Genomic DNA, 11,087 nt, shown 5'->3' on the forward strand with positions numbered 1-11,087 from the left:
GAGGTGCGCAGGCGGCGTCCTGTTCTCCTACTGCGGGCACATCATCCACATCGAGCTGTCAGTAAGCTGCAGTTGCACGAGGCGCTTGGCGAGTCCGTGATCTTTGCCATCGGCAACAGGACGCGGCGTTGCTTCAGGAGGCGGGGTTCTCGAACATCGAGCTGTTCTATGTTGCGTTCACATTCAAGGGTTGGGTCGGGTAAGGTTTGATGGCTTGCACCGCCCAGGCTGCGCAAGCTTTCACTCACCTCTCGCGGGCTTCTGGTGATGGTTTCGATCACTTTTGGTGCGCTTGGGCCGATCGAAACAGCTCGGAGAGCCAGTCGATGAAAACCCGGATGCGCGACGATAGATGGCGGCTCTGGGGATAGAGCACGGAGACGGGCATCGGCGGGGGTGGAAAGCCGTCCATCACCACGACGAGCTCTCCTGTCGCGATTTGATGCTCGACGCGGTAGCGCGGGACCTGAATCAATCCCAGCCCGGCGACACCCGACGCGGTGTAGATCTCCGCGCCGCGGACGAGCAGGTCGAAGGGTAACGGGATGTCCAACGGCCGTCCGTCCTTCTCGAACTCCATCGGATAGGGCTGGCCTGTCGCTGAGGCCGTATAGGCGACCATCCGATGGCCCTCAAGTTCGTCTGGCCTCGAGGGGATGCCATGGCGTTCGAGATAGGCCGGACTGGCGAGGGTCACTTGCGGGAGCGAGGCGATCCGGCGGCCAATGAGTGATGAATCCGACAATTCTCCAGAGCGGATAACGCAGTCGACCCCTTCGGTGATGAGATCGACCATGCGGTCGGCTTCGCTCAGGTTCAACGAGATTTCCGGGTAGCGGGCTATGAAGTCAGGCAACCCGGGGAGCACGAAGAAGCGCGCGACGGTGCCTTGCATATCGACGCGAAGCGGCCCTTTGGGCTCCGCGTTGCGAAAGACACTCTCCACTTCGTCGAGGTCGGCCAGGAGACGAATGCAGCGCTCATGGTAGAGCGCGCCGTCGAGCGTCGGCCTCACATTCCGCGTTGTCCGGTCGAGCAGCCGGACGCCGAGATCGGCCTCGAGACGCTGAATGGCATGGGTCGCGGTCGGGCGCGGAACCTGCAGGTCCCTAGCGGCCTGAGCGAAGCTCCCACGCTCCACGATCCGAACGAACAAACGCATGACGCCGATGCGATCCATGAACGTCTCGTAGCAGATTGTTATGTTTTCTGAAATGCTGATGTTGAAACAGGCTCGCTACCGCTGAAATTCGAAACGGCTACTTTCTGCGCCACGAAGCGACGGAAAGGAGTTCCAAATGTCGAATGAAGCAAAAAGGATAGCCGCCGGTGCACTGGGCCCGGAAACGCGGCCGCGCCGACGAGACCTTCACCATCGCCAAGATGCAGGAAATGCAGAAGCAGAACCCCGGCTGATCGGTCGCATTTGGGGCGATCTCACGGGCCGCACGCCGTCGTCTCGACGGGGCAACAATTACAGGAAAATCACTATGACCACCTCAACGAACAAGGTCGCAATCGTCACCGGGGCGTCTCGCGGCATTGGAGCCGCCATCGCGCGGCGACTGGCAAGCGACGGCCTCACAGTCATCGTCAACTATGCGGGCAACACCCACGCGGCCGCCAAGCTTGTCGATCGGATCGAGAAGGCGGGCGGCCGGGCCATATCCGCCCAGGCCGATGTCAGCGACCCGCTGGCTGTGAAGCGGCTGTTCGATTCCGCGGAGGCGACCTACGGCGGCGTCGACGTGCTGGTGAACAACGCCGGCATCATGAAGCTGACGCCGGTGGCCCAGGTTGACGACGCGACGTTCGATCAGACGATCGCGATCAATCTGAAGGGCACCTTCAACGGTCTTCGGGAGGCCGCAAAGCGGCTGCGCGACGGCGGGCGCATCGTGAACTTCTCCTCGAGCGTCGTGGGTCTCTATCAGCCGACCTATGGCATCTACGCGGCCACGAAGGCAGCGGTCGAGGCCCTGACGCATATCCTCGCCAAAGAGCTTGGATCTCGGGGGATCACCGTCAACGCGGTCGCGCCCGGGCCGGTGGCCACCGAGCTTTTCCTCGAGGGGAAGGACCAGGCCACGCTCGACCGCATCAAGCAGATGAACCCGCTCGGCCGCCTGGGCGAGGTCGACGACATCGCGCGCGTCGTCTCCCTGCTCGTGGGACCGGACGGCGGCTGGATCAACGGACAGATCGTGCGCGCGAACGGCGGCGTGGTCTGAGGAGTAAGAACTATGAAGCAAGTTGTTCTCATCACCGGCGCATCGAGCGGCTTCGGCCGCATGATGGCCAATGCGCTGGCGGCGTCCGGTCACACGGTCCATGCCTCGATGCGTGGACTGAGCCGCAAGAACGCCGGACAGATCGCCGAGGTCGCCACCTACGCCCAGGAGCACAAGGTCGATCTCCGGACGGTCGCGCTCGACGTCCAGTCCGACGCCTCGGCGACGTCGGCGATCGGGGGCAAACGGCGGCAATAGCGCAGGTTTGTCGGGTTATCGCCCTACGTCCGTCACTTGATACGATCTGCCTCCACCTGGCACCAGGGCCGATTAGAGCCGCGATCTTCGTGATGACCCGGTTGGTCGCCCGCTCGAGGATCGTTCTGCAAATGCGCATCCAAGCAGCGGGCTCACTGCATCCCAGACGACGCGCTGACATGGACAACGCTTAGAGATGGTGCGGATGGCGCTGGCGATCATCTCGTCCGACGTGGTCCGGACACGCGCGATCGTATCAAACGTGAGCGCCTCTCGACCGAACTGTGCTTGACCTGCCGGCCCATCTCACTAGCCTTGCTCAAATCGCAGAGGTGGCTGCGAGCAGATAGCCGAAGGGCTCTTAAACATTTCGGCGTGGCACATGTAAACGCGCATTGCACGCATTTGGAGGAGGTCGTTCCGTGCTAGGCGGTGACGCCGGGGGTGAACGCGAAATTGAGGCAGGGATCGAGCGGATTCGAGCCCGAATGGCCGCGATTGAGTCCGAACGGGCTGAACTCGAGGCGGCCCTGAGCGATCTCGTGGATCAGCGCGTGGCGATGACCCAGATAAATCATCAACCAAACACCCTCGGAGATGCGCTGACCGTCACGACGACATCCTCCAGCACCGACAAGATCGCGCTCTTTCGGCGCCTGTTCGCAGGTCGTCCTGACGTATATCCTCTCCGATGGGAAACCAGAAGATCGCCAAGTCCGGTTATGCGCCCGCGTGCGCGAACGAGTGGGTCAGGGGGATATGCGGCAAACCGCGGGTCAAATGCGGCGAGTGCCCTCATCAAGCCTTCATACCGGTCTCCGATGGCGTGATCGAAAAGCATCTGCGCGGTGCCGACAGCCTGCGCCCATCTACCAATGACTTCGTCGCTGGCGTTTACCCGCTTCTTCCTGACGAGACCTGTTGGTTTATTGCTGCCGATTTTGATGAGGAGAACTGGGCGGCCGATGCGTTAGCTATATGCTCGAAACGTGCCGTGCCAAAGGGGTGCCCGCCGCCCTTGAGCGTTCTCGATCCGGCAATGGAGGTCCCGTCTGGATTTTCTTTGGCGCGCATGGCGGCAAAGCGGAGAACGGGATATCGGTCGCTCGGTTACACAGTTGAGTCGCCCGCATCTACGATTAACGTCTCGTGAGAAATTTTTCTGAACGGATTATGCTTCGATGAAATCCAAGCGCCAAAGCCTGAATTCCGCGATCAAGCCGAACAGGGAGCCTAAGCTCTCGCGCACCCACGCGCCTACCGATCTTTCGCCGGTGGACTGGCAACGCGGGTTGCGCCGCCAGTTCGGGCGCGAGCAGGACTTCGGGCTTGAGAATCTGACCAACGAACCGTTTTTCTCCGAATTTCGGGTCAGCAATCCTGTTTCGAAGTCCAGCTACCGCGTGGCGATCCGAGGCTTGGGGCCAGGTGGAAATTTCTGTTCATGCCCCGATTATGCCACCAGCGAATTGGGGACCTGCAAGCATCTCGAATTCACGCTTGCCCAGTTGAAGAAAAAGCGCGGCGCCAGGACGGCGTTTGCGCGCGGTTACCAGCCGGCATTTTCCGAGCTTTATTTGCGTAATGAAGGCAAACGCCGCGTACATTTTCGCGCCGGAACGGACTGCCCGCCGGCGGTAAGCGAGGCCGCCGACGGTTTGTTCGATGCCGAACGCAACGGGATGCTGCCGGACGAGCGCTTTGGCGAGCTGGAGCGTTTCATGACCATGGTGTCGAAGTGCGGTCATGAGTTGCGAGCCTATGACGATGCGCTCGATTTCATCGCGGCAAGGCGAGATGCGGACTGGCGCGCCGCAAAGCTCGAACAGTTGTTTCCACGCGGTGCCGCCGATCCCAAGCTGCTGGCACTGCTGAAGGTACCGCTCTATCCCTATCAGGCCGAGGGGGCGCTGTTCGCGGTGCGGTCCGGCCGGGCACTGATCGGCGACGATATGGGGCTAGGCAAGACCATACAGGCAATTGCCGCGGCGGAAATACTGGCGCGACATTTTGGCGTCTCGAAAGTGCTGGTGGTCTGCCCGACCTCGCTCAAATACCAGTGGCAAAGCGAGATCGTGCGTTTCTCGGAGCGAGAGGGTGAAAATGCCGCGCGAGTCATCAACGGCGGTCGGGCGCAGCGGCAGAAGGACTACGCCCTGGACGATTTCTGCAAGATCACGAACTACGAGAAACTCCAGCCCGATCTCGACCTCATCGCCGCATGGGCGCCCGAACTGATCATCGTCGATGAAGCGCAACGGGTCAAAAACTGGAACACCATAGCGGCGCGCGCCTTGAAACGCATCGATAGTTCCTATGCGATCGTGCTTACCGGGACGCCTTTGGAAAACAAGCTCGAGGAACTGGTCTCCATCGTCCAGTTTGTCGATCAGCACCGGCTGGGGCCGACCTGGAAGCTGTTGCACGAGCATCAGGTCAAGGACGAAGCCGGGCGCGTCACCGGCTATACCGGGCTGGAAAGGATCGGCCAAACGCTGGCGCCGGTGATGATCCGCCGGCGCAAATCCGAGGTGCTGCGGCAACTGCCCAGCCGGACCGACCAGAACCTGCTGGTGCCGATGACAGAGATGCAAACGCTCCATCATCAGGAAAACGCCGACGTGGTGGCGAAGATAGTCCAGCGCTGGCGCAAGACCAGGTTCCTGTCGGACAAGGATCAGCGGAGGCTGACCTGTGCCCTGCAGAACATGCGCATGTCGTGCAACAGCACCTATCTGCTGGACCGCGAAACCGACCATGGCGTCAAGGCAGACGAACTGGCGGCCCTGTTCGACGGATTGTTCGCCGAGCCCGAGGCCAAGGCGGTGGTGTTTTCGCAATGGACGCGGACCCATGACATCGTCATCCGCCGCCTCGAGGCGCGTGGGCTGGGCTATGTCAGTTTCCACGGCGGTGTGCCATCGGAAAAACGGCCGGCACTGGTCGAGCGGTTTCGCGACGATCCCGCCTGCCGCGTGTTCCTGTCCACCGACGCCGGCAGCACGGGCCTCAATCTGCAGCATGCATCGACCCTGGTGAACATGGATTTGCCGTGGAACCCGGCGATCCTCGAACAGCGCATCGCGCGCATCCATCGCATGGGTCAGTTGCGGCCGGTGCAGGTCGTCAATTTCGTGGCAAAGGGCACCATCGAGGAGGGTATGCTTTCGGTGCTGGCGTTCAAACGCTCCTTGTCGGCGGGAATTCTCGACGGCGGCAGTGGCGAGATTTCGCTCGGCGGCTCGCGTCTCAACCGCTTCATGAAGGACGTGGAAAATGTCACCGGAAGCATGGGGGAGGGCGAGGCCGTAACGCCGGCTGAGGAGGTGACGAACATCGCCGCCGCGGATGCGGCCGGATCCGTGGAAGATGTAAATGCGGATGTAAACGCTGGCGCTAGCGAGACGGCGATCGCGCGAACTGATAAGGCCGGAGCACCACCGAGCGATACGGGTGCCGATCCCTGGCACGCCTTGCTGCAGGTCGGCGCCCAGTTTGTCGCCGCGCTGGCGTCCGCCAACGATCCCAGCGCTCCGGCGCATCCATGGATCGAGCGCGATCCCGCCACCGGCGCGCAAAGCCTCAAAATGCCGCTGCCGCCACCGGAAGCCGCGAGACAACTTGCCGATACGCTTTCTGCACTCGCCGACAGCTTGCGGGGGAAGATTGCGTGACGGGCGGCCGCTGAACACATGATCGCTTCGGTCGCCAGCCAACTCGTCTGCCGCGCCGGGCTCCAGTCCGACCTAATTGCAGGCTGGGCCTTAATGCGGCGCGGCTGTCAGCGAGAACAATGTCCATGGCGAGAAGGCCGGTGATCTTGCTTGATGACAACGAACAGCCTGCGCCTCGGGTAGGCCCCAGGGGCGGCAATCTAGAAGGTGAAGGTCCGACCTTTCGCGGAAGTTTCGTGGACCCATCTGACAGCGCCGTTTAATTAACCATAACATCGTTCCGGCAGCCGGCCCCAAGGCGACCATGGATCCGAATAGCCAGGTTGAGAAACCGTCCGGCAATCATTGCGGACACTCGGCCTCTGATGTAATTTAGGAATTGATCAAGTGAGGAATATGCCCGCTGTCGCGACGGCTTTTCTCTCTTTCCTGTCCCGGCAGATTGCATGCTCTCTAACAGACCTTGATACCGCAAGTTGTGTTCTTGTGGTGACCAGGGAACAACGGTTAAGGGATTTGCCATGCTCCGACGTTGCGGATTCGTTGCAGCCGTCATCCTCGCAAGCTTTGCGACCTTGGACGCGTCCGCCCTCGAGCGAAGAGTTGCCTTTGTCATCGGCAATTCCGACTACCGGGAAATCTCGGCCCTCAAGAACCCGGCCAAGGATGTTGTGGCCGTATCCGATATGTTTCGGCAGGCTGGTTTCGAGGTGTTCGTTGCGAGCAATCTCACCAAGCTGCAGTTCGAAGACCAGTTCCGCAACTATCTGGCCGCCGTGGACGGCGCCGATATCGCCGTCCTCTACTATTCCGGTCACGGCTTTCAGATCGGTGGCGAAAATTTCCTCATCCCGGTAGACGCGTCGTTGAAACAGGCGGCCGACGTCGAGGTCCAGGCGATCAAGCTGAACGACGTGCTGGAGCAGATGCGTTCGAAGTCGAAAATCCAGGTGATCATGCTCGATGCCTGCCGCAACAATCCATTCCCGCGAAAGGATTATTGGCTGAGGGATCAGCTTGTTGTCGCGAGCGGCACCGGTCTTGCGCAAGTAAGAAGCTCGCTGAACACGCTGATCGCCTTTGCCACCGCACCCGGCGCGGTTGCCTATGACGGCGCCGGCGACCTCAGTCCTTTTTCCTCAGCGTTTGCTCGTCGCGCTCTGGCCCCCAACCAGGAGATTCACACGGTCATGTCGGCCGTGCGCCGGGATGTGGTTGAGGCTACAAAGGGCTTGCAGGTTCCCTGGGAGAACTCATCGCTGATCGACGAAGTCGTTCTGATGCGTCGCAGCAGCCGCCCATCGCTGCCGCCGGTGCTGGAGAAGGTCGTGCTGTCGGGGGCCGGCCCCGTCGATCTGGATCTCGCGGAACCGGTCGAGGCCGACGGCGGGACAATCACCGTCAGCATCGAAAGATCGCCCACGCTCGGACGCCTGATGCTGGACGGTAAGGTCGTCGAGGCGGGAGAACAGATCCAGGGCAAGGACCTGCCGCGTTTGCAGATGGATGTCCCCAAGGGGATCGGCGAGCCGGAAGAGATGGATATGCTGGCCTATGCCGCACGCGACAATTGGGGCGGCGAAGCCAGGGGCATGCTGGTGTTTCGGGTCAAGAGCGGCGAAGGACCCCGGGGCGAACAGGTGATGGCCTCGCTCGAAGCCGAGCAGAAGCAGCAGGTGCTGGAGCGGGGCATCCATATCACCGGCGCCGCCGAGGCGATCGAAAACCGGGAGATCGACATTCCCGTCGGCGTCGGCCCGATTCCGCTGAAGCTGAATTTCCCGACAGAGGATCCGGCGGTCAGCCTGAGAGTTGCGAGCTATCCGGCCACGGGAACACTCTCGCTGCCCGATCGAATCCTGTCGCCCGACTCGAGTCTGATGGCCGATGAGGTCGACCGGCTGCGCTATGAGCCCCAGATCGGAGCCGGCAAAACGGTCGAGGTCGCCTTCGAGATCCGGGCGGGGAGCGCCGCATCCAAGCCCGCCACGATGAAACTCTCGCCCACCGTCGATCCGTGCGATTCGGCTGCCGGCGAACCCCTCGACCTGCAAGGCGTCGTCCCCGGCCTGCTGCCAAATGAAATCGGCGCCGACGCGGTGAAGCTCTGCGAGGCTGCGGTCAAGGCGTATCCCGATGTCGCTCGCTTCCGCTATGAACTGGGGCGCGCGCTGCTTGCAGCCCGCAAGGTCGACCAGGCCAGGAAAGCTATCCAGCAGGCTGCCGACAGGGGGCACGTGCGCGCCGTTTTCGAACTCGGCTACCTCTACGCGACCGGAACGGGCGTGCCTGTCGACCGCAAGCAGGCCAATACCTTCTACGCGGCTGCGGCCGACAAGGGCGATCCCTACGGGATGACGTCGTGGGGCCGTGCCTTGTTCAATGGCTACGGCGTCGAGCGCGATACGGCCAAGGGGCTGGACCTGCTGCTCAAGGCGGCGGCGATGGGGCACACCTATGCCATGAACGATCTCGGCGCGATCTTCACCGAAGGCCGCAATGGTGTGACCGCCGATCAGGCCCGCGCCGTTGCTTTCCTGGAGGCTGGCGTGCAGCGGCAGGACATGTATTCGATGAACCTGCTTGCCCGGAACTATCTGTCCGGCGCGGGCGTCGAGAAAAATCCGAAAACGGCGCTGGCCCTGTTTCAGAAAGCCACCGAACTCGGCCAGCCCTATGCTCCGGGCAATCTTGCGCGCATGTATCGCGACGGCGTCGGCGTCGAGCGCAACCCGGCGGAAGCGCAAAGACTGTTCGAGATGGCGACCATGCGGGGCGACCCGTCCGGTGCCTTCGATCGCGCGGTTCTCGAAATGGAAAAGGGCGAAAAGGCCGATCAGGCCACGGCCGTCCGTTTTCTGGCATTCGCGGTCGCGCTGGACACCCGCGACCAGTTGCCGGAGGCCCGGACGAACCTCGCGAAATTCGGCACGAAGGTGAAAACGGCAGCGTTGAAGCAGTTGCGCCAGGAGCTCAGGTCGAAGGTCCCCGCATCCGGTTCGCCGGACAATCAACTGGTCGGCGCGGCCAGGCGGGTCTGGGAAGAAGCCAACCCGCGTCGGGACGTGTTTTAATCAATCAGGAGGGGCAAATGGTGCACAGGACATTCAAGCAAGCAATCGTCGGAACAACCCTGTCCGGCATCCTGGCGGGGCTCACCGGCTGCACGTCCTTGATGCCACCCGAACCGACGCCGCTGGTGGAGACGTCGCCGCAAAAGGTCGTTCGCAGGGTACCTGTTGAGCAAAGGGTTGTTCGCAGGACACCTGTGGAGAAAAAGGTCGTCAAGGCCGCTCCCGAACGCGTGGTCAAGAAAAAAGTGATCAAGCCGGTTGAGGAAGAGCCTGTTGCCGCGCCCGTCGTGATCGTTCCTTCTTCGGGCGGCGGCGGCGGCGGCGGGGCCGGCGGGACTGGCGGGAGCAGTGGGGGCGGCGGCTGGGGCGGTTGACCAGGTGAACATTGACCGGCAGCCGGAAGCGAACACCCGTATCTTGGGCGCGGTCAGCCAATTTCCGTGTCGAGAGGCTGGCGTTTGGTCGTAAGGCCTCTCCGGCTTGATCGTCGCTTAATTTGCATCCGCTGATTGGCGCAGCGCCTCGATCTCTGCCATCTGGATGCCCATTTCGACAAACGCGGAAAGAACCGAAAAGCGGTCCGCTAATGCAACACGCGCCAACCCGGCCAGAACTCCCGCATTGACTGCGTGGGCGGCAGGAAATGATTGCAAGTGCGATGCCGCAGCCATGTCCGTGGTCGTACCGTTGCCGCGCCATCCTGCAGCCAGGGCAATCCAGGCAGCCGGCGTTGTTGGCGGCATTGCCGCAGCCTTGCTCACTTCCGCGCTATGGTGAGGACTATCCGGTTGGCCGACCCATTCGTGAACAAGCGCGAGCAACTCCTGATCCCTGCTGTCGAGCAGATCGGTCAGGTGGCTCAGGCACTCATGGGCCCACCAGACCGCGGCCCGCTCGGGAAGGAGATAGGCACAGAACGTAATCGCCTCCTCGGGCACCCGTCCGGCAAGGAGGGCGCGGCAAAACTCGATTGAAGGCTGTTCGGTTGGAAGTGCGACCATGTCCCCGGCAACAGCGGGGCAGGCCATGAAAAGATCCCGTGCCGTTTTGAATCGAAGCTCATTGGCCATGGCCGCCACGCTTTCACTTGGGGAACAATCGGCACTGAAGCCCTGGACGGGGCGCGGGTCAAGCCTCGATCCATGGCAAGGTGGCAACCGCCGTTCATCGCTCATATGCTCAACGTTTATGACAGACAATTGCTTCGCAATTTGGTATAGTCCGGGGCTGGCGAAATCGGATGCTCAAAACAGGAGTAACCGCTGTGCGGTTGTGGGGTTCAGCCTTAGTGGCGGCGGTCGCGCTTTTTTCGGCACAGGCTTCCGCCGATCCACTTCAGAAATCAGAAGACATTGTGAAGTTTTTTGCCGGGGCGAGCGAATTCGGCCCGTCGCGTGGGGTTTGTGTCGGTACCGAAGACGAGTGCAAGAGCAAGAAGAAGGAGGCGGCGCCTGCCGAAAAAACCAGCCTCGATATGCTGATCAATTTCGGCCTGGATTCCGCGGAACTCGACACGACCGCGCGCGCTGAACTCGACGAGTTCGCCAAGGCGCTCAAGGACAGCCGGCTGAGCACGCTGAGTTTTGTCGTAGAAGGCTACACCGACGCTTCCGGTTCGGCTCGCTACAATGAGGGACTGTCGGAACGAAGAGCTCAATCGGTGACCGCCTTCCTGATGTCCAACGGCGTCGACGCTGTCCGCATCAAGGCGATCGGCCTGGGCGAAACGCGTCCACGCAACCCCGACCCCTACAGTCCTGCCAACCGCCGGGTGGAAATGCGGATAAGCACCGAGTAGCCGGAACCGGGACGAAGGCCCGGCTCATGTGCCGAACAGACTTGAAACGCTG

Annotated in this window: 10 protein-coding genes; 7 read left to right on the plus strand and 3 right to left on the minus strand. The window is 61.8% G+C overall.

Annotated elements, in window-relative coordinates:
* Positions 1-277 precede the first annotated feature (277 nt).
* Entirely contained in the window at positions 278-1,180 is a 903-nt protein-coding gene (locus tag MESS4_RS10150; protein WP_006329639.1) for a LysR family transcriptional regulator, read from the minus strand.
* Between the two features lie 310 nt (positions 1,181-1,490).
* On the opposite strand from MESS4_RS10150, the gene MESS4_RS10155 reads away from it, so the two are divergent.
* Both MESS4_RS10155 and MESS4_RS10160 read left to right on the plus strand, forming a co-directional pair.
* Entirely contained in the window at positions 1,491-2,231 is a 741-nt protein-coding gene (locus MESS4_RS10155) for an SDR family oxidoreductase (RefSeq protein WP_006329640.1), read from the plus strand.
* 12 nt (positions 2,232-2,243) lie between these two features.
* Positions 2,244-2,489 (plus strand): SDR family NAD(P)-dependent oxidoreductase, encoded by a 246-nt coding sequence (locus MESS4_RS10160; protein ID WP_006329641.1) that lies wholly within the window; start codon positions 2,244-2,246, stop codon positions 2,487-2,489.
* A 425-nt stretch (positions 2,490-2,914) separates the two neighbouring features.
* Here MESS4_RS10160 and MESS4_RS33410 read toward each other — a convergent pair whose 3' ends face one another.
* Positions 2,915-3,070: a hypothetical protein gene (locus MESS4_RS33410; RefSeq protein ID WP_006329642.1), complete on the minus strand. Its 156-nt coding sequence runs from the start codon at positions 3,068-3,070 to the stop codon at positions 2,915-2,917.
* A 245-nt stretch (positions 3,071-3,315) separates the two neighbouring features.
* Here MESS4_RS33410 and MESS4_RS33930 point away from each other — a divergent pair, with 245 nt between their 5' ends.
* The 4 genes from MESS4_RS33930 (at position 3,316) to MESS4_RS10180 (ending at position 9,611) form a co-directional block, all read left to right on the plus strand.
* Positions 3,316-3,642: a hypothetical protein gene (locus tag MESS4_RS33930; protein WP_198292740.1), complete on the plus strand. Its 327-nt coding sequence runs from the start codon at positions 3,316-3,318 to the stop codon at positions 3,640-3,642.
* 28 nt (positions 3,643-3,670) lie between these two features.
* The gene (locus MESS4_RS10170) at positions 3,671-6,163 is read left to right on the plus strand and encodes a DEAD/DEAH box helicase (RefSeq protein ID WP_006329646.1); all 2,493 of its coding nucleotides are present in this window, start codon (positions 3,671-3,673) and stop codon (positions 6,161-6,163) included.
* Positions 6,164-6,684: 521 nt separating this feature from the next.
* Positions 6,685-9,237 (plus strand): caspase family protein, encoded by a 2,553-nt coding sequence (locus MESS4_RS10175; protein WP_006329648.1) that lies wholly within the window; start codon positions 6,685-6,687, stop codon positions 9,235-9,237.
* Between the two features lie 17 nt (positions 9,238-9,254).
* Complete coding sequence (locus tag MESS4_RS10180; protein ID WP_006329650.1) at positions 9,255-9,611, plus strand: hypothetical protein; 357 nt, start codon at positions 9,255-9,257, stop codon at positions 9,609-9,611.
* A 117-nt stretch (positions 9,612-9,728) separates the two neighbouring features.
* Here MESS4_RS10180 and MESS4_RS10185 read toward each other — a convergent pair whose 3' ends face one another.
* Entirely contained in the window at positions 9,729-10,307 is a 579-nt protein-coding gene (locus MESS4_RS10185; protein WP_198292741.1) for a hypothetical protein, read from the minus strand.
* Between the two features lie 194 nt (positions 10,308-10,501).
* Here MESS4_RS10185 and MESS4_RS10190 point away from each other — a divergent pair, with 194 nt between their 5' ends.
* Complete coding sequence (locus tag MESS4_RS10190; RefSeq protein WP_006329659.1) at positions 10,502-11,035, plus strand: OmpA family protein; 534 nt, start codon at positions 10,502-10,504, stop codon at positions 11,033-11,035.
* Positions 11,036-11,087: the final 52 nt, after the last annotated feature.

The organism is Mesorhizobium sp. STM 4661, from assembly GCF_000359125.1.
In the GTDB taxonomy this organism is placed as follows: domain Bacteria; phylum Pseudomonadota; class Alphaproteobacteria; order Rhizobiales; family Rhizobiaceae; genus Mesorhizobium.

Coding starts and splice junctions, on each gene's coding strand:
- MESS4_RS10150 (WP_006329639.1), bottom strand. CDS start 1,180: ATGGATCGCATCGGCGTCATGCGTTTGTTCGTTCGGATCGTGGAGCGT.
- MESS4_RS10155 (WP_006329640.1), top strand. CDS start 1,491: ATGACCACCTCAACGAACAAGGTCGCAATCGTCACCGGGGCGTCTCGC.
- MESS4_RS10160 (WP_006329641.1), top strand. CDS start 2,244: ATGAAGCAAGTTGTTCTCATCACCGGCGCATCGAGCGGCTTCGGCCGC.
- MESS4_RS10170 (WP_006329646.1), top strand. CDS start 3,671: ATGAAATCCAAGCGCCAAAGCCTGAATTCCGCGATCAAGCCGAACAGG.
- MESS4_RS10175 (WP_006329648.1), top strand. CDS start 6,685: ATGCTCCGACGTTGCGGATTCGTTGCAGCCGTCATCCTCGCAAGCTTT.
- MESS4_RS10180 (WP_006329650.1), top strand. CDS start 9,255: ATGGTGCACAGGACATTCAAGCAAGCAATCGTCGGAACAACCCTGTCC.
- MESS4_RS10185 (WP_198292741.1), bottom strand. CDS start 10,307: ATGGCCAATGAGCTTCGATTCAAAACGGCACGGGATCTTTTCATGGCC.